The 24,819-nt window shown below is 35.0% G+C and carries 33 protein-coding genes and 1 riboswitch; of the genes, 30 read left to right on the plus strand and 3 right to left on the minus strand.

Annotated features, from left to right (window positions below):
- Nucleotides 1-19 precede the first annotated feature (19 nt).
- The 16 genes from glyA (at nt 20) to fabZ (ending at nt 12,685) form a co-directional block, all read left to right on the plus strand.
- Nucleotides 20-1,258, plus strand: coding sequence for a serine hydroxymethyltransferase (gene glyA, locus DYE31_RS04270; RefSeq protein WP_015900862.1), 1,239 nt, complete (start codon nt 20-22; stop codon nt 1,256-1,258).
- A 24-nt stretch (nt 1,259-1,282) separates the two neighbouring features.
- Nucleotides 1,283-1,912, plus strand: coding sequence for a uracil phosphoribosyltransferase (upp, locus tag DYE31_RS04275; protein WP_015900861.1), 630 nt, complete (start codon nt 1,283-1,285; stop codon nt 1,910-1,912).
- 181 nt (nt 1,913-2,093) lie between these two features.
- Nucleotides 2,094-3,245 carry a non-hydrolyzing UDP-N-acetylglucosamine 2-epimerase gene (gene wecB, locus DYE31_RS04280; RefSeq protein ID WP_015900860.1) on the plus strand — a complete coding sequence of 384 codons (1,152 nt, stop codon included), beginning with the start codon at nt 2,094-2,096 and terminating at the stop codon, nt 3,243-3,245.
- A gap of 160 nt (nt 3,246-3,405) precedes the next feature.
- Entirely contained in the window at nt 3,406-3,756 is a 351-nt protein-coding gene (locus DYE31_RS04285; protein WP_041613001.1) for an ATP synthase subunit I, read from the plus strand.
- Between the two features lie 33 nt (nt 3,757-3,789).
- Entirely contained in the window at nt 3,790-4,515 is a 726-nt protein-coding gene (gene atpB / locus DYE31_RS04290) for a F0F1 ATP synthase subunit A (RefSeq protein ID WP_015900859.1), read from the plus strand.
- A 43-nt stretch (nt 4,516-4,558) separates the two neighbouring features.
- A complete protein-coding gene (atpE, locus tag DYE31_RS04295) occupies nt 4,559-4,771 on the plus strand; it encodes a F0F1 ATP synthase subunit C (RefSeq protein ID WP_015900858.1) in 213 nt (70 codons plus the stop codon).
- Nucleotides 4,772-4,886: 115 nt separating this feature from the next.
- Nucleotides 4,887-5,411 carry a F0F1 ATP synthase subunit B gene (locus tag DYE31_RS04300; RefSeq protein ID WP_015900857.1) on the plus strand — a complete coding sequence of 175 codons (525 nt, stop codon included), beginning with the start codon at nt 4,887-4,889 and terminating at the stop codon, nt 5,409-5,411.
- On the plus strand, nt 5,411-5,950 hold the full coding sequence (locus tag DYE31_RS04305; RefSeq protein ID WP_015900856.1) for a F0F1 ATP synthase subunit delta: 540 nt from the start codon (nt 5,411-5,413) through the stop codon (nt 5,948-5,950). The genes DYE31_RS04300 and DYE31_RS04305 overlap by 1 nt, the downstream gene beginning before the upstream one ends.
- A gap of 23 nt (nt 5,951-5,973) precedes the next feature.
- Nucleotides 5,974-7,482 carry a F0F1 ATP synthase subunit alpha gene (gene atpA, locus DYE31_RS04310; RefSeq protein WP_053464692.1) on the plus strand — a complete coding sequence of 503 codons (1,509 nt, stop codon included), beginning with the start codon at nt 5,974-5,976 and terminating at the stop codon, nt 7,480-7,482.
- 35 nt (nt 7,483-7,517) lie between these two features.
- Nucleotides 7,518-8,381, plus strand: coding sequence for an ATP synthase F1 subunit gamma (atpG, locus tag DYE31_RS04315; protein ID WP_015900853.1), 864 nt, complete (start codon nt 7,518-7,520; stop codon nt 8,379-8,381).
- A gap of 22 nt (nt 8,382-8,403) precedes the next feature.
- Nucleotides 8,404-9,819, plus strand: coding sequence for a F0F1 ATP synthase subunit beta (gene atpD / locus DYE31_RS04320; protein WP_015900852.1), 1,416 nt, complete (start codon nt 8,404-8,406; stop codon nt 9,817-9,819).
- A 20-nt stretch (nt 9,820-9,839) separates the two neighbouring features.
- Complete coding sequence (locus DYE31_RS04325) at nt 9,840-10,247, plus strand: F0F1 ATP synthase subunit epsilon (protein ID WP_015900851.1); 408 nt, start codon at nt 9,840-9,842, stop codon at nt 10,245-10,247.
- Between the two features lie 180 nt (nt 10,248-10,427).
- Complete coding sequence (locus tag DYE31_RS04330; protein WP_015900850.1) at nt 10,428-10,661, plus strand: DUF1146 family protein; 234 nt, start codon at nt 10,428-10,430, stop codon at nt 10,659-10,661.
- A 110-nt stretch (nt 10,662-10,771) separates the two neighbouring features.
- Nucleotides 10,772-12,043, plus strand: coding sequence for a UDP-N-acetylglucosamine 1-carboxyvinyltransferase (gene murA / locus DYE31_RS04335; RefSeq protein WP_015900849.1), 1,272 nt, complete (start codon nt 10,772-10,774; stop codon nt 12,041-12,043).
- 34 nt (nt 12,044-12,077) lie between these two features.
- On the plus strand, nt 12,078-12,242 hold the full coding sequence (locus DYE31_RS13030; RefSeq protein WP_366515868.1) for a DNA-directed RNA polymerase subunit beta: 165 nt from the start codon (nt 12,078-12,080) through the stop codon (nt 12,240-12,242).
- Nucleotides 12,243-12,247: 5 nt separating this feature from the next.
- Nucleotides 12,248-12,685 (plus strand): 3-hydroxyacyl-ACP dehydratase FabZ, encoded by a 438-nt coding sequence (fabZ, locus tag DYE31_RS04345; protein ID WP_015900848.1) that lies wholly within the window; start codon nt 12,248-12,250, stop codon nt 12,683-12,685.
- Nucleotides 12,686-12,735: 50 nt separating this feature from the next.
- On the opposite strand, the gene DYE31_RS04350 is transcribed toward fabZ, so the two are convergent.
- Nucleotides 12,736-13,185: a YwpF family protein gene (locus tag DYE31_RS04350; RefSeq protein WP_015900847.1), complete on the minus strand. Its 450-nt coding sequence runs from the start codon at nt 13,183-13,185 to the stop codon at nt 12,736-12,738.
- Nucleotides 13,186-13,373: 188 nt separating this feature from the next.
- Between DYE31_RS04350 and DYE31_RS04355 the strand changes: the two genes are divergently transcribed.
- The 11 genes from DYE31_RS04355 (at nt 13,374) to DYE31_RS04400 (ending at nt 21,597) form a co-directional block, all read left to right on the plus strand.
- Complete coding sequence (locus tag DYE31_RS04355; RefSeq protein ID WP_015900846.1) at nt 13,374-13,811, plus strand: single-stranded DNA-binding protein; 438 nt, start codon at nt 13,374-13,376, stop codon at nt 13,809-13,811.
- A 530-nt stretch (nt 13,812-14,341) separates the two neighbouring features.
- Nucleotides 14,342-15,040 carry a transglycosylase family protein gene (locus DYE31_RS04360; RefSeq protein ID WP_015900845.1) on the plus strand — a complete coding sequence of 233 codons (699 nt, stop codon included), beginning with the start codon at nt 14,342-14,344 and terminating at the stop codon, nt 15,038-15,040.
- Between the two features lie 212 nt (nt 15,041-15,252).
- On the plus strand, nt 15,253-15,966 hold the full coding sequence (locus DYE31_RS04365; RefSeq protein WP_015900844.1) for an aggregation-promoting factor C-terminal-like domain-containing protein: 714 nt from the start codon (nt 15,253-15,255) through the stop codon (nt 15,964-15,966).
- Between the two features lie 218 nt (nt 15,967-16,184).
- Entirely contained in the window at nt 16,185-16,403 is a 219-nt protein-coding gene (locus tag DYE31_RS12885) for a hypothetical protein (RefSeq protein WP_015900843.1), read from the plus strand.
- Nucleotides 16,404-16,632: 229 nt separating this feature from the next.
- On the plus strand, nt 16,633-16,809 hold the full coding sequence (locus DYE31_RS12890) for a transglycosylase family protein (RefSeq protein ID WP_231635413.1): 177 nt from the start codon (nt 16,633-16,635) through the stop codon (nt 16,807-16,809).
- 112 nt (nt 16,810-16,921) lie between these two features.
- A riboswitch (TPP riboswitch) is annotated at nt 16,922-17,019 on the plus strand.
- 66 nt (nt 17,020-17,085) lie between these two features.
- Nucleotides 17,086-17,772, plus strand: coding sequence for a thiaminase II (tenA, locus tag DYE31_RS04375; protein ID WP_015900841.1), 687 nt, complete (start codon nt 17,086-17,088; stop codon nt 17,770-17,772).
- Nucleotides 17,769-18,590, plus strand: coding sequence for a bifunctional hydroxymethylpyrimidine kinase/phosphomethylpyrimidine kinase (thiD, locus tag DYE31_RS04380; RefSeq protein WP_015900840.1), 822 nt, complete (start codon nt 17,769-17,771; stop codon nt 18,588-18,590). The genes tenA and thiD overlap by 4 nt, the downstream gene beginning before the upstream one ends.
- The gene (gene thiM / locus DYE31_RS04385; protein ID WP_015900839.1) at nt 18,583-19,377 is read left to right on the plus strand and encodes a hydroxyethylthiazole kinase; all 795 of its coding nucleotides are present in this window, start codon (nt 18,583-18,585) and stop codon (nt 19,375-19,377) included. Before thiD ends, thiM begins: the two co-directional genes overlap by 8 nt.
- Entirely contained in the window at nt 19,378-20,016 is a 639-nt protein-coding gene (gene thiE, locus DYE31_RS04390; RefSeq protein WP_015900838.1) for a thiamine phosphate synthase, read from the plus strand. It abuts the gene before it with no gap.
- 88 nt (nt 20,017-20,104) lie between these two features.
- Entirely contained in the window at nt 20,105-20,974 is an 870-nt protein-coding gene (gene yidC, locus DYE31_RS04395) for a membrane protein insertase YidC (RefSeq protein WP_015900837.1), read from the plus strand.
- 110 nt (nt 20,975-21,084) lie between these two features.
- Nucleotides 21,085-21,597, plus strand: a complete 513-nt coding sequence (locus tag DYE31_RS04400; RefSeq protein WP_015900836.1) for a GNAT family N-acetyltransferase — start codon at nt 21,085-21,087, stop codon at nt 21,595-21,597.
- 90 nt (nt 21,598-21,687) lie between these two features.
- Here DYE31_RS04400 and DYE31_RS04405 read toward each other — a convergent pair whose 3' ends face one another.
- Both DYE31_RS04405 and cls read right to left on the minus strand, forming a co-directional pair.
- Nucleotides 21,688-22,335 carry an HD domain-containing protein gene (locus DYE31_RS04405; RefSeq protein ID WP_015900835.1) on the minus strand — a complete coding sequence of 216 codons (648 nt, stop codon included), beginning with the start codon at nt 22,333-22,335 and terminating at the stop codon, nt 21,688-21,690.
- A 24-nt stretch (nt 22,336-22,359) separates the two neighbouring features.
- Nucleotides 22,360-23,841, minus strand: a complete 1,482-nt coding sequence (gene cls, locus DYE31_RS04410; protein ID WP_015900834.1) for a cardiolipin synthase — start codon at nt 23,839-23,841, stop codon at nt 22,360-22,362.
- A 164-nt stretch (nt 23,842-24,005) separates the two neighbouring features.
- Here cls and csoR point away from each other — a divergent pair, with 164 nt between their 5' ends.
- From csoR to DYE31_RS04425, 3 genes are read left to right on the plus strand one after another with little or no spacing between them, the layout of a single operon-like run.
- Nucleotides 24,006-24,299: a copper-sensing transcriptional repressor CsoR gene (gene csoR, locus DYE31_RS04415; protein WP_015900833.1), complete on the plus strand. Its 294-nt coding sequence runs from the start codon at nt 24,006-24,008 to the stop codon at nt 24,297-24,299.
- Nucleotides 24,300-24,310: 11 nt separating this feature from the next.
- Complete coding sequence (gene csoZ / locus DYE31_RS04420; RefSeq protein ID WP_015900832.1) at nt 24,311-24,517, plus strand: putative copper chaperone CsoZ; 207 nt, start codon at nt 24,311-24,313, stop codon at nt 24,515-24,517.
- Between the two features lie 14 nt (nt 24,518-24,531).
- Nucleotides 24,532-24,741, plus strand: coding sequence for a copper ion binding protein (locus DYE31_RS04425; RefSeq protein ID WP_015900831.1), 210 nt, complete (start codon nt 24,532-24,534; stop codon nt 24,739-24,741).
- The last annotated feature ends 78 nt before the right edge of the window (nt 24,742-24,819 follow it).

The raw sequence follows: 24,819 nt of genomic DNA on the forward strand, positions 1-24,819 counted from the left end.
GAATTGGGGGAATGATGTCATGTCATTTATCGAAAAGGAAGACAAAGCAGTATTTGAAGCTATTCAAAATGAATACAACCGCCAGAACAACAACATTGAATTAATCGCATCTGAAAACTTTGTATCTGAAGCAGTTATGGAGGCACAAGGTTCGGTATTAACGAATAAGTACGCTGAAGGATATCCAGGTCGTCGTTACTACGGTGGCTGCCAATATGTAGATATTACTGAAACATTAGCAATTGAACGTGCTAAAGAATTATTCGGTGCAGAACATGTAAATGTTCAACCGCATTCAGGTTCACAAGCAAATATGGCAGTTTATTTAGTAGCGTTAGATCATGGAGATACTGTATTAGGTATGAATTTGAGCCATGGTGGTCATTTAACTCATGGTTCTCCAGTTAATTTCAGCGGTAAGTTTTATAACTTTGTTGAATATGGAGTAGATAAAGAAACAGAACGTATCGACTATGAAGAAGTACGTCGCCTTGCAAAAGAAAACAAACCAAAGTTAATTGTTGCAGGCGCATCTGCTTACCCTCGTGAAATCGACTTTAAGAAATTTAAAGAAATTGCTGATGAAGTCGGTGCTAAATTAATGGTAGATATGGCACATATTGCTGGTCTTGTAGCTGCAGGCTTACATCAAAATCCTGTAGATTATGCTGATTTTGTTACAACAACAACGCATAAAACTTTAAGAGGGCCACGTGGTGGTATGATTCTTACTAAAGAAGAATATGCAAAACAAATTGATAAAACAATCTTCCCAGGTATTCAAGGTGGACCTTTAGAGCATGTTATTGCTGCAAAAGCAGTAGCGTTCGGTGAAGCTTTAAATCCTGATTTCAAAGATTATCAAGAACAAGTTGTCAAAAATGCAAAAGCATTAGCTGATACATTGATTGAAGAAGGTTTCAGAGTTGTATCAGGCGGTACTGATAACCACTTAGTTGCAGTTGACGTAAAAGGTTCATTTGGTATTACAGGTAAAGAAGCGGAAGAAGCATTAGATGAAGTGGGTATTACTTGTAATAAAAACACAATTCCATTCGACCAAGAAAAACCATTTGTAACTAGCGGTTTACGTTTAGGTACACCTGCAGCTACAACACGCGGATTCGAAGAAGCAGATTTTGAAGAAGTAGCTAAAATCATTAGCTTGGTTGTTCAAAATCCTAAAGATGAAGCTAAGTTGAAAGAAGCGAGTGATCGTGTAGCAGCATTGACTTCAAAACATCCATTATATAAATAAGATTAACTAGGAGGCAACACCGTTATGGGTAAAGTACATGTATTTGATCATCCACTCATTCAACATAAAATGAGCTATATCCGTGATGCTAACACAGGCACTAAAGAATTCAGAGAACTTGTTGATGAAGTAGGCATGTTGATGGCTTATGAAGTAACAAGAGATTTGGAACTTCAAGATGTTGAAATTGAAACACCAGTAACAAAAACAACAGCAAAAAGATTGTCAGGTAAAAAACTGGCTTTCGTACCTATTTTAAGAGCTGGTTTAGGTATGACTCAAGGTATTTTAAGCTTGATTCCAGCAGCTCGTGTAGGTCATGTTGGTTTGTATCGTGATCCAGAAACTTTAGAAGCGGTTGAATATTTTGTGAAATTACCACAAGATATTGAAGAACGTGAAATTGTAGTTGTGGATCCAATGTTAGCTACGGGTGCTTCTGCAATTGAAGCAATTAATTCATTGAAAAACCGTGGTGCTAAAAACATTCGTTTCATGTGTTTAATTGCTGCACTCGAAGGTGTTGAAAAATTACAAGAGGCACATCCAGATGTAGATATCTTTATTGCAGCGCTTGATGAAAAGTTGAATGATAAAGCTTATATTACACCAGGATTAGGCGATGCTGGCGACCGTTTATTCGGAACAAAATAATTGGACACAGCAAGACGCTTCCGTTTATAACATCAATAACGGTGTAACTAGTGTCTTTTGTTTATAAAATATTGAATACGTAACAGAGTATGCAGGTGATTAGCATTGTGCCATTTAAAAAGGTCTCATTTAAATGTTAAGTAGCCATGCATACTTTCTTTTGTATTTAAGGAGAATTTTTATGAAGAAAATAATGACTGTATTCGGAACAAGGCCAGAAGCAATTAAAATGGCCCCTCTTGTTGACCAACTGAAAAAAGAACCATCTTTAGAAGCTGTTGTAACAGTAACTGCTCAACACCGTGAAATGCTTGATTCTGTTTTAGAAACATTTGATATTCATCCTGATTATGATTTGAATGTGATGCAAGCAGGACAAACACTTTCTGACATTACATCGAGAGTATTGAAAGGGCTGGAAGCGGTTATTAAAGAGGAAAAACCGGATATGATATTGGTTCATGGAGATACCATGACAACATTTGCAAGTGCTCTAGCTGCATTTTATAACCAAGTTGCAATTGGTCATGTAGAAGCTGGGTTGCGGACATGGGATAAGTATTCACCATATCCTGAAGAAATGAATAGACAAATGGTAAGTGATCTTGCAGATATTCATTTTGCACCGACAAACCAAGCAGCAGAAAATTTATTAAAAGAAAATCATCCTGCTGATTCAATCGTTGTCACAGGAAATACTGCTATTGATGCCATGACTACTACGATTCAAAGTGATTATCAGTCTGAGATTATTAGCAAACATCAAGATAAACGAATCATATTGCTGACAGCGCATCGACGAGAAAATATCGGTGAACCGATGGAACATATTTTTAAAGCAGTAAGAAAAATCGTAGAACAGCATGATGATGTTGTAGCGGTATATCCGATGCATAAGAATCCTAAAGTAAGAGAGATTGCCGAAAAATATTTAGATAATCATGAACGTATTGAATTAATAGAACCGCTTGAAGTGATTGATTTTCATAATTTTGCGCATCAATCTTATTTGATTTTGACAGATTCAGGGGGAATACAAGAAGAGGCGCCATCACTTGGGAAACCGGTACTTGTTTTAAGAGATACAACAGAACGACCAGAAGGCGTAGAAGCGGGTACACTTAAATTAGTAGGTACAAATGAAGAAAGTATCTATCAAGCAGCAAATGAATTACTAACAAATGAAGCTATTTATCAAACAATGAGCGAAACTGAAAATCCATATGGTGATGGACATGCAGCCGAACGTATTTGTGACAATATAAAGTACTATTTTGGGCTAACTTGTGAAAAACCGTATGATTTTGGAGAAAATAAAGACAATTTTGAATAAATCTCGAATTTTGTGTCTAAAATGTGACAATTGTTAAACGTAAGAATAGCTTATTTTGAATGTAATTGACACGAGCAAGAGTGCTATATTATCATTAAAAATGTATGGATGAAATGGTTTTCAGATGATTCGTATTTCCATGTGAAATGAGGCACAATAAATGAAGCAATTCAACATAATTTTCAAGAAGTATCTTCAATATTACATTTATTGGTTGTCAGTATTGGTGATTATTGCATTAATAATACCAAAACCTTTCATTTATGGCCTTATAATCGGTTCATTTGGTTCTTTGATCAATACATACATCTTTGAATTATATTTATCTAAGGCGCAGAAAGAGGAGACGTCTCAGGTATCAACAGGCGGTTTTTGGCGGTATCTCGTTGCATTTCTTGCCTGCTGCACCTGGCTTTTCTTTAAAAACCAAGTGAATATTATTGGTGTAATGATTGGTTTGATGATTTCATATATTTTAATCGTCTTGCGACCATTTCTTCACAAAATGTAATACAAATCAATGGATGAAAGAGGTGAGTATTATATGCAACATAAAAGCCCTGTAGTTACTTGGGATTTGTTCGGTTTGGATATTAAGTTCAACTTAGCAAGTATTTTAATGGTAATCATTACTTCGCTTATTGTTTTAGTGATAGCTATAGCTTGTACACGTAACTTGCAGAAACGTCCAACCGGCAAACAAAACTTTATCGAGTGGGTCTTTGACTTTGTAAGAGGCATTATCGAGAGTAACTTAGCTTGGAAAAAAGGAGGACAATTCCATTTCTTGACTGTTACATTGATTTTGTTCATATTTGTCGGAAATATGCTCGGATTACCTTTTGCAATTGTAATTGATCATACATTGTGGTGGAAATCTCCAACTGCTGATGCTACTGTTACCTTAACTTTAGCAACTATGGTAATTCTTTTAACACATTACTATGGTATTAAAATGCGTGGAACTAAAAACTACTTCAAAAATTATGGTCAACCATTCCTTGCATTAACACCTGTTAATATATTTGAAGAATTTACAAATACATTGACACTCGGCTTACGTTTGTATGGTAACATTTACGCAGGTGAGATTTTAATCGGCTTATTATCATCCTTGATAATCGGTCATGCAGCTTGGGGTTGGATTATTGGAGTACCTGGCTTGATAGCTTGGCAGGCATTCTCAATTTTCATCGGTACTATCCAAGCGTATATCTTTATCATGTTATCCATGGTATACATGTCCCATAAAATTGCGGACGATCACTAGTTTTTATTAAATATTTTAAACACATTTAGGAGGATTTTTTGATATGAATTTAATCGCAGCGGCAATCGCAATTGGTTTATCAGCACTTGGTGCAGGTATTGGTAACGGTCTTATTGTATCTAGAACAGTTGAAGGTGTAGCACGTCAACCAGAAGCACGTGGACAATTAATGTCAATCATGTTCATCGGTATCGGTTTGGTTGAGGCATTACCTATCCTTGGTCTTGTAATTTCATTCATTGTTTTATTCCAGTAATAAATACAATCGAGGCAAGCGGCGAAGTCAACAATCGGCTTTCGCCATTTCTTTCGTAATAGATTAACACTATATGCCAATAGAGGACTTTGAATGAAAGGAGTGTCCAAGTACTGTGACTGCGACTACAAATAATTTAGTTCTTGGTGCTGCAGGCGGCGGTGTTGAATGGGGTTCAGTATTAGTAACATTAATTACTTTCTTAATCCTATTAGCATTGCTTAAAAAGTTCGCATGGGGTCCATTAAAACAAGTAATGGATAAACGTGAACAAGATATCAATAAAGATATCGATGATGCAGAACAAGCTAAAATAAATGCTCAAAAACTTGAAGAAGAAAACAGACAAACTCTAAGAGAAACTCAAAACGAGGTTCAAAAAATCTTAGAAGAAGCAAAAGTGCAAGCACGTGATCAACACGAACAAATCATCCATGAAGCTAACCAACGCGCAAATGGCATGATTGAAACTGCGCAAAGTGAAATCAACAGCCAAAAAGAACGTGCAATCTCTGAAATCAATGATGAAGTTTCTAAGTTGTCAGTTCTGATTGCGTCTAAAATTTTACAAAAAGACATTTCAGAGAAAGATCAAAAAGAATTGATCGACAAGTACATTAAAGAGGTAGGGGATAAATAATGGCAATTATTGCTAAAAAATATGCCCAAGCGCTGTATGAAACGTCACTCGACAAAGATGTTTTAGATTTAATGTACGATGAATTTGCTGCAGTTGATGAAGCAGTAATTCCTAATCAAGACAAATTGAAAGCTTTTGATTCAGACCCTAAAAATATTGCTGAAGATCGTAATAGCTTAGTAGAATCAGCATTTAAAGGTATTAATGAATACTTGAAAAATATGTTGTTTGTAATGGCTGAAAACCGTCATTTATCTATTTTGCCAGAAGTATTCAAAGCATTTGAAGGTCTATATAATCAGTATTACAATCAAGACTTTGCAACTGTTGAATCAGTTCACGAACTATCTCAAGATGAGTTAGATAAAGTCGGTGAAGCTTTGATACAACGTACAGGGTTGTCAAAATTAATCATTACAAATGTAATTAATAAATCACTTATTGGCGGTATAAGAGCTAAAGTGGGTACAAAAGTCTTTGATGGAAGCATTCAAAATGATCTTGCTCAAATCGAAAGAAAATTTATCAGAACGAAATAATTTATTAAAGAGGAGTGACATAGATGGCCATAAAAGCTGAAGAAATTAGTGCATTACTTCGCTCACAAATCGAAAATTATGAGTCAGAGATGTCTGTTACTGATGTCGGTACTGTAATTCAGATTGGTGATGGTATTGCATTAGTTCACGGATTAAACGACGTTATGGCTGGTGAGTTAGTAGAGTTCCACAATGGTGTTCTTGGATTAGCTCAAAACCTAGAAGAATCAAACGTTGGTATCGTTATTTTAGGACCATATACAGATATTAAAGAGGGCGATGAAGTTAAACGTACAGGACGTATCATGGAAGTACCTGTAGGTGAAGAACTTATCGGACGTGTGGTTAACCCATTAGGTCAACCATTAGATGGACAAGGTCCAATCAAAACTGATAAAACACGCCCAGTTGAAGAAAAAGCAACTGGTGTTATGGCGAGACAATCAGTAGATGAACCATTACAAACTGGTATTAAAGCAATCGATGCTTTAGTTCCAATCGGCCGTGGTCAACGTGAGTTAATCATCGGTGACCGTCAAACAGGTAAAACTACAATTGCTATTGATACAATCTTGAACCAAGCAGATCAAGATATGATTTGTATCTATGTAGCTATTGGACAAAAAGAATCTACAGTTCGTGCAACTGTTGAAAAATTAAGACAAAGCGGTGCTTTAGATTACACAATCGTAGTTACAGCATCAGCAGCTGACCCAGCTCCATTATTGTATATTGCACCATACTCAGGTGTAACAATGGGTGAAGAATTTATGTTCAACGGTAAACAAGTTTTAATCGTTTATGATGATTTAACTAAACAAGCTGCTGCTTACCGTGAACTTTCATTATTACTTCGCAGACCACCAGGTCGTGAAGCTTACCCAGGTGACGTTTTCTATCTACATAGTAGATTATTAGAACGTGCTGCAAAACTAAACGATAGCCTAGGCGGTGGTTCAATTACTGCATTGCCTATTATTGAAACACAAGCTGGTGACATTTCAGCTTATGTACCAACTAACGTTATTTCAATCACTGACGGACAAATTTTCTTAGAATCTGACTTGTTCTTCTCTGGCGTTCGTCCAGCGATTAACGCAGGTTTCTCTGTATCACGTGTTGGTGGTTCAGCTCAAATTAAAGCGATGAAAAAAGTTGCAGGTACATTACGTTTAGACTTAGCTTCTTACCGTGAATTAGAATCATTTGCTCAATTCGGTTCTGATTTAGATGAATTCACAGCTAGAAAATTAGAACGTGGTAAACGTACGGTTGAAGTCTTGAAACAACCTCAAGGCGCACCACTACCTGTTCAAAATGAAGTATTAATTATCTATGCATTAGTTAATGGTTTCTTAGATGATATTCCTGTTGAAGATGTAATCCGTTTTGAAAATGAATTATTCAACTGGGCTAAAAATAATGCATCAGACTTATTAGACCAAATCAAAGACAAAGGTACTTTACCAGATAAAGAAGCAATGAACAGCGCTATTGAAAACTTCAAACGCAGTTTCAGTGTATCTGAGTAATAAAGAAGCGAAGTATTAAATAAGGTGGTGAAATAATGGGATCTCTAAAGGATATTGATTCAAGAATCAAATCGACGAAGAAAATGAATCAAATCACTAAGGCAATGAACATGGTAGCGAGTTCTAAATTGAACAAAGCTCAACGTAATTCAAATCAGTTCAAACCTTATATGGATAAATTGCAAAATGCAATTACTGCTGTAGCAGGTCAAACGACATCTAATCATCCGATGCTTGTAGAACGACCAGTAAAAAAACGTGGTTACTTAGTTATCTCAAGTGACCGTGGATTAGCAGGTGCATATAACGCAAATATCTTACGTAAAGTATTACAAGATATTCAAGAACGCGGCGAAAATCCTAGTGATTATAAATTGTTAGTTCTTGGTAAAGTAGGGATAGACTTCTTCAAAAATAGAAGTATTGAAGTTGAATACGCATTGCCTGATGTACCAGATCAGCCAACATTCAAATCAATCGAACCTGTTACAAAGAAAGCAATTGATTTATATGAAAACGGCGATATTGATGAATTGAATATTTACTATAATAAATTCATCAACGTTCTTGAAAGCAAACCGACTGCTAAAAGAGTATTACCATTAAGTAAAGAAGATGCAAGTTCAGGTCTTGGACAAATGTCTTCATATGAATTTGAACCTGATAAAGAATCAATCTTGAATATTATTTTGCCGCAATATGTAGAAGGCTTAATTTATGGCACGATTTTAAATGCTAAAGCAAGTGAACATGCAATGCGTATGACTGCTATGAAAAATGCTTCTGACAATGCGAGCGACCTTATTGACGATTTATCATTACAATATAACCGAGCACGTCAAGCTGCAATCACTCAACAAATTACTGAGATTGTCGGTGGCGCAACTGCTCTTGAATAGTATTTAAAGGAGGAAAAAAAGAATGGGTGTAGGCCGCGTAACACAAATCATGGGTCCAGTAATCGATGTAAGATTTAATCATGACGAACTTCCTAAGATTAATAACGCATTAGTGCTAGATGTACCTAAAAAAGATGGCACTACTGAATCTCTTACATTAGAAGTAGCACTTGAATTAGGCGATGATGTTGTTAGAACAATCGCTATGGACTCAACTGACGGAATCAAACGTGGTGACGATGTTAAGGATACAGGTCGTCCAATCAGTGTTCCTGTCGGAGATGACACATTAGGAAGAGTATTTAATGTATTGGGTGATCCTATTGATAATGCAGGTCCAATTCCTGAATCAGTACCACGTGAACCAATTCATAGACAACCACCACCATTTGATGAATTATCAACTAAAGTTGAAATTTTAGAAACTGGTATTAAAGTTGTTGACTTATTAGCACCATATATTAAAGGTGGTAAAGTTGGACTATTCGGTGGTGCCGGTGTTGGTAAAACTGTATTAATCCAAGAATTAATTAACAACATCGCTCAAGAACACGGCGGTATTTCAGTATTTGCTGGTGTTGGGGAACGTACACGTGAAGGTAATGACTTGTACTTTGAAATGAGCGATAGTGGCGTAATCAAAAAAACAGCAATGGTATTCGGACAAATGAACGAGCCGCCTGGTGCACGTATGCGTGTAGCTTTATCAGGTTTAACAATGGCTGAATATTTCCGTGATGTTAAAGGACAAGATGTTCTTTTATTCATCGATAATATCTTCCGTTTTACACAAGCAGGTTCAGAAGTATCTGCATTGCTTGGTCGTATGCCATCAGCCGTTGGTTACCAACCAACACTTGCTACTGAAATGGGTCAATTACAAGAACGTATCACATCAACAATGAAAGGTTCTATCACGTCTATCCAAGCAGTATTCGTACCTGCCGATGACTATACTGACCCTGCGCCAGCTACAGCATTTGCTCACTTAGATGCAACAACTAACTTGGAACGTAAATTAACAGAAATGGGTATTTATCCAGCTGTGGATCCATTAGCATCTACTTCAAGAGCACTTGAACCATCAATTGTTGGTCAAGAACACTATGATGTTGCTCGTCGTGTGCAAGCTACATTACAAAAATACAGAGAATTACAAGACATTATCGCTATCTTAGGTATGGACGAATTGTCTGATGAAGATAAGAGTACAGTTGAACGCGCAAGACGTATTCAATTCTTCTTATCTCAAAACTTCCACGTAGCAGAACAATTTACTGGTCAAAAAGGTTCTTATGTTTCTGTAAAACGTACAGTTGAAGACTTCAAAGATATCTTAGAAGGTAAATATGATCATATTCCTGAAGATGCATTCCGTTTAGTCGGCAGCATGGATGATGTATTAGAGAAAGCTAAAGACATGGGTGTTGAAGTTTAAATATTAGGAGGTAAAGTTTAATGAACACAATGAACGTTAATATTGTTACTCCTAATGGTTCTGTTTATAACCAAGATAATGTTGAAATTACTGTTTTACAAACAGTTGGCGGTGACATGGGTGTTATGTATGGTCATATTCCGACTGTGACAGCAATTCATACTGGTTATGTTAAAGTACATTATACAGATGGAATTGATTACATCGCTGTAAGTGATGGATTCGTAGAAATCAGACAAGAAAAAACGTCAATAATTGTACAAACAGCAGAAAAAGCTGAAGATATTGATGTCAGACGTGCTGAATCGGCTAAAGAACGAGCAGAATCACATTTGAATAACAATGACGAAGATACTGACATTAACAGAGCAAAACGAGCTTTAGAGCGTGCTGAAAACCGTCTCAAAGTTTCGGATTTACTAAAATAATGCACCATTAATTATAGGATATATCTCAAAATGAGATATATCCTATTTTTTTCGCTTTATCAAAAATTCCGTTTGTAAAATAATTGAAGCTTTTTTGTTATTATATTCAAGATTGTATGATTTTTAGTCAATATAATGTACAATGTTAGTCAGTAAACATTTGAGGAGAAGGCATAAATTATGGATTATTTAGGTCAATTTGCAATTGCACACTTAATATTACATGTTGTTTGTATATGTGTAGCTTTTTGGGCACTCAATGCTTTGAGATTAGAACAATTTTTTAAAAAAGGATATCCTGTGCAGGTACAAGTCTTAATTATTTTCGTTGCTATATTAATAGGCACAGGCGTCAGCAACTTTATAATAGATTTGCTTCAATTCTCAACTCAATTGAAATACTTAGGGAAGTAAGCGATTAAGTGTAATTCAATAGTAATTCCATATATAATAAAGTTATAGTAGAAGTGAAGGATTGTCTGAATTGAAGATGTTCAGAGGAGTTAAAAAGTGGAGGAGTAATAATGACTAGAGATAGAATTGTAATAAATGGTGGAAATCGTCTTGAAGGAGAAGTTCAAGTCGAAGGAGCAAAAAATGCAGTATTACCAGTACTAACTGCATCATTGCTAGCTTCAAAGGGAGTTAGTACATTACATAATGTTCCAGAATTAAGTGATGTAGAAACGATTAACAATGTATTATCAACATTAAATGCAGATATTACGTACAATAAAGAAAATAATAGCGTTACAGTAGATGCTACAAAGAAACTTAATTTTGAAGCACCTTATGAATATGTAAGTAAAATGCGTGCAAGCATTTTGGTAATGGGTCCATTATTAGCAAGACTTGGTCACGCGAAAGTAGCGTTACCAGGCGGTTGTGCAATTGGCAGCAGACCTATCGAACAACATATCAAAGGTTTTGAAGCACTTGGTGCAGAAATTCATTTAGAAAATGGTTTTATTTTTGCAGAAACAGAAAATGGTTTAAAAGGAACAGAAATTCATTTAGATTTCCCAAGTGTAGGTGCTACCCAAAATATTATTATGGCAGCTTCTTTAGCTGAGGGGAAAACAGTACTTGAAAATGTAGCACGTGAACCTGAAATTGTTGATCTTGCAAATTACATTAATGAAATGGGCGGTAATGTATCTGGAGCAGGTACAGATACTATTACAATATATGGTGTTAAAGAGCTGCATGGTGTTGAGCACGCAATTATTCCTGACCGTATTGAAGCGGGAACACTTATCATTGCAGGTGCTATTACACGTGGTGATGTTTTTGTTCGAGGTGCAATTAAAGAACATATGACAAGTCTTCTATATAAATTAGAAGAAATGGGTGTAAATTTAGATTATCAAGAAGATGGTATTCGCGTTTCAGCAGAAGGCGAATTAAAGGCAGTTGATGTTAAGACATTACCTCATCCTGGCTTCCCAACAGATATGCAGTCTCAAATTATGGCTTTATTATTAACTGCAGAAGGCCATAAAGTTATAACTGAAACAGTATTTGAAAATCGTTTCATGCATGTAGGTGAATTTAAACGTATGAACGCTCAAATTACTGTTGAAGGCAGAAATGCTAAAATTACTGGAAAAAGTAAATTGCAAGGTGCACAGGTAAAGGCTACAGATTTACGTGCAGGTGCCGCATTGATTTTAGCTGGATTAGTGGCTGAAGGTACAACAGAAGTTTCTGAATTGAAACACTTAGATAGAGGTTATGTGAACTTCAATGGTAAATTAAAATCACTCGGTGCAGATATCGAACGTGTAAGTGAATAGGAGATTCTAGATGATTAAGTCTGTATATAGAAAAATGAGACATCTTCCAATAGGATTTGGTATAATAATTATCGTTATATTGATAATATTGATGTTCCTTGTTGGAATCATTATCGGTTATCTGCTTAATCATGAGAATCCTTTATCGTTTTTTGATTACCAGACATGGCGACATTTCAAACAGCTTTTTGGAGGTTAAGAGTAATGGAAACAGTTTTTGACTACAATCAAATTAAAGAGATTATCCCACATAGACAACCATTTTTATTAATTGATAGAGTTGTTGAATATGAAGAAGGACAACGTTGTGTTGCAATTAAACAAGTTTCAGGAAACGAGCCGTTTTTCCAAGGTCATTTTCCTGACTATGCGGTAATGCCGGGTGTATTAATTACTGAAGCATTGGCACAAACTGGAGCAGTTGCATTGTTAAATAGCGAACAAAACAAAGGTAAAATTGCTTTATTTGCAGGAATCGATAAATGTCGATTTAAAAGACAAGTAACGCCAGGGGATACATTAACTTTAGAAGTTGAGATCACTAAAATGCGTGGACCAATTGGTAAAGGTACAGCTAAAGCTACAGTTGACGGACAACTTGCATGCAGTTGTGAACTTACTTTTGCAATACAAGATGTATAAAAAAATGCGTTATACTTTCATGGAAACATGATAAAGTATAACGCGTTTTTTTATTCTTCTCGTCGCTCATCTTTAAGTCGCGGTTTAGATTGCATCATTCTATTAAATGATTTTTTTAATTCTTCACCTTCAATGCCTTCATCTACAAGTTGAGCTAATAAATTTTCAGCATAGACTTGTCTGAGCGTATAGACATGGCAATCAAAAATAACAGACATGTTTTCATTTTCATTTCCATATAATGAAATGTTTTTAATCGTGGCATCAAATAGTGCAGGATCATTAGATGGTCGAGTGATGACTACACGAATATCAAGTAAAGCTTCATCGTCCATATATTCTTTCATTATGTCGTAATGATTGCTGGAAATAACGATTTCTAATAACCAACCAGTACCACTTTGTTCTTTATTAATAATCACACCATCATATAGCTCGTATTCTATAACCCCGCCATTTTTAGTGACAATTTGGAATCTGACTGCTTTAAATGTTTTCAATAGGAAGTCACTCCAATCTTTTTGAAATTCTGCAAAATATTAAAATACTAATACTAGTATAGCTCAAAAACCGAAAAAAATTCAGTTGATATGTAAAAAATGACTAGAAAAGTGCATCTATAAATTCATTTTTGAACTTTGACTAAAAATAATGAAGTGAATATGATATATACATAGGAGGTGAAAAATTGTTAAATAAGATCGTAATTGTAGGACGATTAACGCGTAACCCTCAATTAACAGAAAAGGAGGGAAGTGAAATTGCCAGTTTTAGTGTAGCAACAGAAAGAAATTATAATTATCAAGGTCAAACCCAACAAGCAGTTGATTATATCTTTTGTAAAGCATATGGAAAGATAGCAATCAATATTGCTAAATATACTAAGAAGGGTTCACTCGTAGGGATTACGGGTCATATGCGTTCTTATAAGTATGAAAAAGACAAACAGACACATTTTATAACTGAATTAGTTGTTGAAACAATCAAATTTATTTCAAATCCAAACTCTAATGAAAGTTCCTCTTCAAATCAATCTACTATAACTGATGACTTTGACGGTAGCCCTGCCTTACAAGAAAATCAGTTACTTTCAGTTTCAACTGAACCTCAAACTCAAAATCAATAGATTATTTCCTATCTAAATGAATCATCCCAAATTCTTAAAGCATAAACTCTAAATTATTATTCACAAATTCATAGCTATTCTTAACTTATCTCAATCAAAGATGTAAAATCACATTATTTCATTCATTCTAATTCTCAATTTATATGAAAATACTCATCCAGACTCTACATATTAATTATGTGGGGTCTTTTTTGGGTCTTGAAATTATGAAAATAGATAAATTTTTGGGATTTCTGCTTAAAATTAAGGTGTAAAAATAAACTAAAACACAATTCAATTATCTGAATAATTACATGAATGTTACATAGTTGCAAACTTGTTTCTAGCTATAGACGTTGTCATGAAAGTCTATAAACTGACCGTTAGCTACCTAAGTAAAATGTATTAACGTAATTTAAGCGTAAAAGACAGTCTGTTTTTTTTATTTGGCTGTAACCTACATCCCTTTTTCAGATGATATAGTTATAACTGCAAATTGATGATATTAATCACGCGAAAAAAACAATTACCTTATAGGAGGATTTTCAGAAATGAAAAAATTATTAGTAGCTTCATCAGCATCAGCAGCATTATTTGCAGTAGGAGTAGGCGCAAACGCACATGCAGCCGAAGATAACAATGTAAATCAAGATCAATTAGCTCAAACAGCTTTAAATAATACACAACAATTAAACGATGCACCTGTTCAAGAAGGCGCTTATAATATTGCATTTGACAACTCAGGTTACAACTTCAACTTTAACTCAGATGGTACTAACTGGAGTTGGAGTTATAATGCAGACAGTTCAGCTCAACAAGCACCAGCACAATCAACTACTCAAGAACAAGCACCAGCAGCTCAACAAGCACCAGCACAATCAACTACTCAAGAACAAGCACCAGCAGCTCAACAAGCACCAGCACAAGAACAAACTCAACAACCAGCTCAACAACCAGCTCAACAACAAACTCAACAACCAGCTCAACAATCAGCTGATTCTGGTTCAAACGTACAAGTTAACGATCACTTAAAAGCAATTGCTCAACGTGAATCAGGTGGCGACATCCATGCGATTAACTCATCATCAGGTGCAGCAGGTAAATACCAATTCTTACAAACTACTTGGGATTCAGTAGCTCCTGCAGAATATCAAGGTAAACCAGCATCAGAAGCTCCTGAAGCAGTACAAGATGCAGCAGCTCAAAAATTATATGACACAGCTGGCCCAAGCCAATGGGTAACTGCATAAGTTAGAGACTTATTATATTTGAATATTAGCAATTAATTTGAGAGCGGATTATCATTCTATGGATGGTAATCCGCTTTTTGTTTGTAATATTCATGTAAAATTTGATACATACTATTTATATTGTTGTAACCTATGATAACTTTTTTGGTGCTATTATGAATACAGCAAATTAATCATATAAACTTTTTACCTTATAGGAGGATTTATTTTAAATGAAAAAATTATTAGTAGTATCATCAGTAGCCACTGCCGCATTCTTAGCAACAGGAGCAGCTTCACATAACGCTCACGCAGCAGAAGTAAGCCAATCACAACAACAATTAGCTGAAACAGCGCTTAATAATCCATCAGAATTAAACCAACACCCTGTTCAAGCAGGTGCTTATAATATTGATTTCGTATATAACGGAAATGAATTCCATTTTGAATCAGACGGTCAACACTTTAGCTGGAATTACACAGCAGCAGGTTCTAATGCATCAGCTCAACCAACACAAGCTACAACAACTCAAGCAGCACCAGCACAACAAGCTGCACCAGTAGCACAACAAACTCAAACATACAGCACTACAACTCAAACTACACAAACTACAACTAGCTACAGTGCTCCTGTACAACAACAAAGTTACAGTGCTCCAGCACGTAGTTACAGCACAGCATCAGTTTCAACTGGCGGTTCAACTAAAGCTCAATTCTTAGCTGCAGGTGGGACTGAAGATATGTGGAATACTATTGTAATGCCAGAATCAGGTGGTAACCCGAACGCAGTAAGTCCAAATGGATACATGGGCCTTGGTCAAACTAAAGAAGGTTGGGGAACTGGATCAGTTTCAGCTCAAACTAAAGGTATGATCAATTATGCAAACTCACGTTATGGTTCACTTTCAAACGCAACTGCTTTCCGTGCATCTCACGGTTGGTGGTAAGCCGATTACTTTTTAAAAGTAAATTTAACTTAATAATTTACATCCAAAAAGCGGACTCCGTTCTTATTCTAAGAGTGGAATCCGCTTTTTGTAATACATATGTAACGAATGAAACAAAACGTTTATATTATTGTAACCTATGTTATTGTGCTAAATGCTATTATAAATACAGCGAATAAATCATATATGTAATTACCTTATAGGAGGATTTTAATTAAATGAAGAAACTTTTAGTGACATCATCAGTAGCGGCAGCAGCATTTTTAGCAACAGGAGTGGCATCACATAATGCGGATGCGGCTGAGTTAAATACAACAGAACAAGCTAAATTAGTAGAAACAGCATTAAATAATCCTGCAGAATTAAATCAACACCCTTTGGGAGTGGAGTTACGCAGCAGTTGGAACTGTTCAACAACCAGTTCAATCAACTTCTAAAGCAGTTTCAGTTCAAAAACAAGCAGCTCCAGTAGCACAACAAACACAAACTTATAATACACAACAAACACAATCATACAATAATGCAAATTACAGCTATAACACACAATCAACTAGTTATACTGCACCTAGACAATCTTATACAGCATCAAATTCAGGTAGCTATGGAAATATTCCAGCAGCATTACAAGCAATTGTATACCGTGAATCTCGTGGAGATATCCATGCAATCAACCCTGATTCAGGTGCGGCAGGTAAATACCAATTCTTACAATCTACTTGGGATGCAGTAGCTCCAGCAGGTTGGAGAGGCGTAAACCCAGCTAGTGCTCCAGAATATATTCAAGACCAAGCAGCGCTTACTCTTTGGGATAATGGTAACGGTGCAGGACACTGGGCATATTAATATTTAAACTTTAGTCGAGACTTTTGTCTCGGCTTTTTTGTTTTCAACCCTTTAATATTGCATAACACAAAGGGGTTTGATACATTTAAATTGTATTAAAAACTAAACTTTATAAAATTGCTAGGGGCGCCTTTTGGCTGAGATAGTTTGACTAGACCCTTATAACCTGATTTGGTTCGTACCAACGTAGGAAAGTAGTATATTCAGAATAAATATTCTAAATATTAAACTGCAATCCTATGAAGGTTTGCAGTTTTTTTATTGGAGGATTTAGGAATGAATTTTGCAGAAACATTAGAGAGAGATGCACAACCGATTATTGATGAAATTTATCAAGATCATTTTATTCAAGAACTTTTAAAAGGGGACATTAAAAAAGAAGCCTTACGTCAGTATTTACGTGCAGATGCTTCTTATTTAAGAGAGTTTGCAAATATCTATGCATTATTAATACCAATAATGCCAGATTTAGAAAGTGTGCGTTTTTTAGTTGATCAAATTCAATTTATAGTAAATGGTGAAGTAGAAGCACATGAATATATGGCTGATTATATTGGTGAAAACTATAATGAAATCGTACAAAAAAAGGTTTGGCCGCCTAGTGGTGACCATTATATTAAACATATGTACTACAACGTATATGCGCATGAAAACGCAGCGTATGCAATTGCTGCAATGGCACCATGTCCATATGTTTATGCGATGATTGCAAAGCGTGCAATGAAAGATCCGAATTTAAATAAATCCTCGATTTTAGCAAAGTGGTTTGAGTTTTATAACACAGAAATGGATCCGTTGATTGAAGTATTAGATGATTTAATGAATCAATTAACTGCAAATATGTCTGAAACTGAAAAAAATGAAGTGCGAGAAAATTACTTGCAAAGTACAGTGCACGAATTGAACTTTTTCAACATGGCTTATACAAGTGAAAAATGGCAATTTGGAGGAGAGAGAGTATGAACAAACCTAAAATAGCTTTAACAATTGCTGGTACAGACCCTACAGGCGGTGCAGGTGTCATGGCAGATTTGAAATCATTTCATGCTTGTGGTGTATATGGGATGGCAGCTATTACAAGCATTGTTGCCCAAAATACAAAAGGGGTGCAACATATTCATAATTTAGATATTACGTGGTTAAAAGAACAATTAGATAGTATTTTTGATGATGAATTACCTCAAGCAATTAAAACGGGTATGATTGCAACAAAAGAAATGATGGAATTGATTCGCAGTTATTTAGAAAAATATCCAGATATTCCATATGTGATAGATCCTGTTATGCTTGCTAAAAGTGGAGATTCATTAATGGATGATGCTGGAAAACATGCATTGCAAGAAATATTATTGCCGCTTGCTGATGTTGCCACTCCGAATTTACCAGAAGCTGAAGAAATTGTAGGTTTCAAACTTGATACTGAAGAAGCAATCAAAAAAGCAGGTGATATCTTTATTAATGAAATAGGCAGTAAAGGTGTAGTCATAAAAGGCGGTCATATTGAAGATAAAAATATTGCCAAAGATTATCTATTTACAAAAGATGGCTTAGAGGTATTTGAAAGTGAACGCTATGATACAAAACACACTCATGGAACAGGTTGTACTTTTTCAGCAGTTATTACTGCCGAATTAGCTAAAGGAAAAACAATTTATGAAGCTGTTAAAAAAGCAAAAGACTTTATTGCTTTAAGCATTAAATATACTCCTGAAATTGGCCAAGGAAGAGGCCCAGTTAATCATTTTGCGTATATGAAGAAAGTAGGGTTAGACGATGAATAAAATTTTAGACCAAATTAGAACTGAACACCCGTTAGTCATTTGTTATACCAATGATGTAGTAAAAAATTTCACAGCAAATGGCTTGTTAAGCCTAGGTGCCAGTCCAACTATGAGTGAAGCACCACAAGAAGCTGAAGACTTTTATCCTGTAGCTGGCAGTGTCTTAATTAACATTGGAACTTTAACAAAACACCATGAGCATGCGATGCTGGAAAATGCCAAGATAGCTAACGAAACCGAAACACCCCTAGTATTTGATCCTGTAGCTGTAGGTGCTTCAAAATATCGAAAAGACTTTTGCAAATACTTTTTGAAAAAAATTAAACCAACAGTGATAAAAGGGAATGCTTCAGAAATTTTGGCTTTGATAGATGATACAGCAACTATGAAAGGGACAGATAGTGCTGATAATTTGGATGTTGTCGATATTGCAGAAAAAGCATATAAAGAATATCAAACAGCTATTATATTAACAGGGGAAACAGATGTTATTGTCCAAGATAACAAGGTCGTAAAATTAAGTAATGGTTCTCATTTTCTTGCTAAAATTACAGGAGCAGGATGTTTATTAGGTGCAGTTGTAGGTGCATTTTTATTTAGAAATACGCATCCTTCAATTGAAACTTTGATTGAAGCAGTGTCAGTGTATAATATTGCAGCTGAACGTGCTGAACAATTAAGTGATAGTAAAGGTCCGGGCACATTTTTAACACAATTTATTGATGCGCTTTACCGTATTGATTCGGATGCAGTTGCAGAAAATTGCAACTTAGAAGAGGTGAAATAAGTGTTTCAATCTAAAGATTTAAATGTCTATTTTATTTGCGGGACCCAAGATATACCAGAAGGCAGAACTATTCAAGAAGTTTTGAAAGAAGCTTTAGAAGGTGGAATCACACTTTATCAATTTCGTGAAAAAGGAAATGGTGCAAAAACTGGTCAAGACAAAGTAGCGCTTGCTAAAGAATTACAAGCGTTATGTAAATCTTACAATGTTCCTTTCATTGTGAATGATGACGTTGCATTAGCAGAAGAAATTGATGCAGATGGTATACATGTCGGTCAAGATGATGAAGCGGTAGATGATTTTAATAATCGATTTGAAGGAAAAATTATTGGATTAAGTATTGGTAATTTAGAAGAATTAAATGCTTCTGATTTAACATATGTTGACTATATTGGTGTTGGTCCTATTTTCGCTACACCTTCTAAAGATGATGCAAGTGAACCAGTAGGTCCAAAAATGATTGAAACACTTCGTAAAGAAGTCGGAGATTTGCCGATTGTAGCAATTGGCGGAATTTCATTAGATAATGTGCAAGAAGTTGCAAAAACATCAGCAGATGGTGTTTCTGTTATCTCAGCGATTGCAAGAAGCCCTCATGTTACAGAAACTGTGCACAAATTCTTACAATATTTTAAATAGTTAACGGTTTCACATATTTTTGTTTTCTACCTCTCGTAGATTATGGTAAAATTATTTTTATGTGAATAATACCAATAGAGGTGGAAAAATGAAGAAAAAAGCATTATTACCTTTGCTTTTAGGGATTATGGTTTTTCTTGCTGGTTGTGATTACTCAAAACCTGAGAATCGCACAGGCTTTTTTTATAATACATTTGTAAAAAATATGGATAACATAATCCACTGGCTAGGTGCTAGTTTTAATAACGATTATGGATTAGCAATTATCGTATTGGTACTCGCTATCCGTATTATCGTATTGCCATTTATGTTATCAAACTATAAAAATAGTCATATGATGCGTGAGAAAATGATAATTGCAAAACCAGACATGGATGCAGTTAAAGAAAAAGTACAACGTGCACGTACACAAGAAGATAAAATGGCTGCAAACCAAGAAATGATGGAAGTTTATAAGAAATATGATATGAATCCAATGCAAAGCATGTTAGGATGCTTGCCGATGCTGATTCAAATGCCGATTATCATGGGATTATTCTTTGTATTAAAATACCCATCACCAGGCGGCATTACTGAGCATTCTCATTTCTTATGGTTCAATTTAGCAAAACCTGATATTTGGATAACAGTGATTGCGGGTGTTTTATACTTTTTACAAGCATATGTATCTACATTCAGCATGCCTCCAGAGCAAAAACAAATGAGTTACATGATGATGATTATTTCTCCAATCATGATCATTTGGGTTTCATTAAGCTCTGCAGCTGCACTTGGTTTATATTGGTCAGTGAGTGCGGCATTCTTGATTGTACAAACATACATTGCTAATGCTTATTATTCTAAAAAAGCGAAAGAAGAAGTAGCGCCAATGATAGCTGCCTATGAAAAAGAACACGGCGGTTCAGGTAATTCTAAAGGTGCAAAAGTTGTATCTAAGAAAAATAAAAAGAAAAAATAATCGATCGTAAAGAGGATCAGTTGTAATATAAAAGTTGCAGCTGATTTTCTTTATTTTCGATGAAATAGGGAATAAATTTGAAAAGGGTTATTTTATAGGAGGGGCAAAAAATGAAAATTGTTAAAGTAACAACTGACGATATTAAAGAATTACAAACAATCAGTTTTAGAACATTTGATGATACTTTTAGAGAAATGAATCATCCAGACAATTTGAAAGATTATCTTAATAAAGCTTTTACCTATGATAAATTACAACGAGAATTAGAACACCCCAACTCATATTTTTACTTTTTATACGACAATGATAAGGTCGTAGGATATTTAAAATTAAATGTGGGTTCAGCACAAACTGAAGACATTGCATCAGATTCTTTAGAAATAGAAAGACTTTATATTTTGAAAAATTATCAAAACTACGGATATGGCAAAAAACTAATGAACTTTGCAATTAATTTTGCCGTTGACGAAAATAAGAAGAGTGTTTGGTTGGGAGTATGGGAAAAAAATAAAAAGGCAATTGAATTTTATAAACGCTCAGGTTTTAAAAAAGTTACAGAACATAAATTCCAAATGGGTGATGAAACACAAACTGATATCATAATGGCTCATTCCTTAAAATAATAAAATGATTGATAAAATAAGCCCCTATAAAGCTGGCACTTAAAAAGTGAAACTTTATAGGGGCAATACTAATTCAAAAAAACTTTCAATTTAGTTTGTGAAATCCCATTCTTTAAAGAATTGAGCAACGAAATATTCCATAAAGCGATGGCGTTCTTCAGCAATAGCTTGTGCTGTTTCAGTATGCATTAAATCTTTCAATTTAAAAAGTTTATCATAAAAATGTTTGATTGCTGAAGGAGAATAATCATCTAAGTCATATTCTCCAGAAATACTATCAGGTATTTCTCCAACCCACATAGGTTCATTAAAATGACCAGCAAATTGGAAGGTGCGGGCAATGCCAATTGCACCAATAGCATCTAAACGGTCTGCATCTCTCACAATATAACCTTCGCGAGACATTTCAATATCATTATTCTTACCGCTTCTATAACTCATATGTTCTATGATTTCTAAAATTTTATCCTTCATTTGAGCTGACACATCGATTTTATCTAAAAACGTATCCAAATCTTGATAAGCTTTACTTTCATCTGTTAGTTTTGAATCCACTGTATCATGCAATAAGGCAGCCATTTGTATCATGTAAGGATTACCGCCGCCTTCTTGTTCTGCTATGAATAACGCCATTTTTACAACACGCATCACATGTTCTATGTCATGTCCAGTCGCATCATCACTATGATGCGACTTCATATATTTTTCTGCTTCTTTTAATTGTTGATATTGATTCATTTCAACGTCTAGGCTCCTTTACTACTACAAAATAGGTGAAATGAGGTAAGATATGCCTTCTTTAAATTTCACCCAAAGACTTCGATTTTTATACTTTTCAAGAGTGAACTGTGAACTCTTTTCTAAATCCTTATTGAACTGTTCACTCAATTGAATAGATGTAGATTGATCATAAATAAAAGCATTCACTTCAAAGTTAAGCGTAAAGCTTCGATGATCCATATTTGTTGTGCCGACACTCGCCACTTCATCATCAATGACCATCATTTTAGAATGTAAAAAGCCATTTTCATAATGATGAATTTTAACACCAGAAGCAAGCAATGAGGCTACATTTTTTTGAGTAGCCCAATAAACAAATGGATGATCCGGTTTGTTCGGAATCATAATTGTTACATCAACACCACCTAAAGCAGCTATAGAAACAGCATCTAAAAAGGCTTGGTCTGGAATAAAATAAGGTGTCTGGATTTTAATATATCTTTTAGCAGAGGTTATCATTTTTAAATAACCGTATTTAATTTGTTCCCAATCTTCATCAGGTCCGCTTGAAGCAATTTGAATACCAGTCGATTCACCTGTATCAATATCTGGGAAATAACGATCTGAATAAGTAATATTGTGACGTTTGGCTTGCGAATTCCAATCTAAAATAAATCTAAGCTGCAACGCGTTAACTGCATCTCCTACAATACGAAGGTGCGTATCTCTCCAATATCCGAATCTTTTAGACATACCCAGATATTCTTTTCCGACATTAAAACCACCTACATAACCAATAACACCGTCAATCACTACAATTTTACGATGGTTGCGGTAATTAAGACGGAAATTGATTAATGGCAATTTAGAAGGGAAGAAAGACTCAACTTGTCCGCCTTTTTTTCTGAATTCATCAAAGTCTTTTAAAGTTAAACCTCTAGAACCCATGTCATCGTAAAGCATTTTTACTTCAAGGCCCTCATCTAATTTGTCTTCCAATGCTTTAAGTATGCGTTTGCCTAGAATGTCATTACGGAAAATATAATATTCGATATGAATATAGGATTGTGCATTTTCAATATCATGAATCAAAGCTTCGAACTTTTCTTTACCGTCATTATAAATCGTCAAAGCATTATCAGTGGTTAAGAAAGCTGAATTATTATAAAGCAGCATTTGAACCATAGATTTGTGTTTGACAATGACATGATTTCCTTTTGAAAATTCATCATTCTTTAACGCTTCAGCTTGTTCTTGAACAATCATTTCTAATCCTGTTTTATCTTCTTCATTGATTTTGAAAATATGCTCTCTTTGAATTTGTCTGCCGAATAAGAGATAAATAATGAATCCTAAAATAGGTAAAAAAGCTAAAACGAACAGCCAGGCCCAAATTGAACCAGGAGATCTCCGTTCTAAGAAAACAATTGTAAAGCTGAAAAATAAGTTCAAAATAAATAGTGCAATTAAGATAATATTGAAAACCAGGTTTGTTTGCTGCAGCAGCAATTCAAGATAATACATGTCTTAAACCTCCGAATTATCAATAAACAACGAGTTTTTACCCGGCTAATATTGTTGTTAATGCTTTTTATTGTAACACAGCTAAAACAGAATAGGTATAGGTTGACGTATACCTCACTAGGGTATATGATGGTGTTGAAAGCTACACGAACGGGGGTTATAAAATGACCGAAAATGATAAAGCGCACCATTCAGAACAAATCAAATCCAACTTGAAAGCACGACTCAATCGAATTGAAGGACAAGTCAGAGCAATTAACCGAATGATTGAAGAGGATGTATATTGTGATGATGTACTCACACAAATCCGTGCAACACGTTCAGCTTTGAACAGTGTGGCAGTACGATTGCTTGATCATCACATGAAAGGTTGTATCATGCATAAAGTTGAGGATGGTCACGCTGAAGAAGCGATGGAAGAATTGCTTGTTACCGTTCAAAAATTGATTAAAGATTAAAGGAGACTGTCATGCAAAATAGTGTAATTAAAATTGATGGAATGGAAACTGAAGAAGAACAGCATAAATTGCATCAACATCTTATAGAAATGACAGGTGTATCTGCAGTGCAAGTGGATATGGATTCAAATGAAGTCAGAATCAGTTATGAAACACCTGTAAATCTCAATAATCTTGAAAAAGAAATCTATGATGCAGGTTATCAAATATTAAATTAGAGGAGTGTTTATAAATGGAAGAGAAACAATTAAAAGTTGAAGGTATGAGTTGCGGACATTGTAAATCAGCGGTTGAATCAGCAGTGGGTAACATTGAAGGTGTTGATAACGTTAATGCAAGTCCGGAAAATGATACAGTAGATGTGAAATTTAACGGCGAAGCTAATGTATTATCTGAAATAGAAAAAGCAATTTATGATGCTGGATATGACGTCGTAAAATAAGTTGAATAACATAAATAGGCAAGTTCTCTATTTTAAAAAGAACTTTGCCTTTATTTTTAAAACGAAATATACCATTAT

Source organism: Staphylococcus carnosus (assembly GCF_900458435.1).
Taxonomy (GTDB): Bacteria; Bacillota; Bacilli; order Staphylococcales; family Staphylococcaceae; genus Staphylococcus; species Staphylococcus carnosus.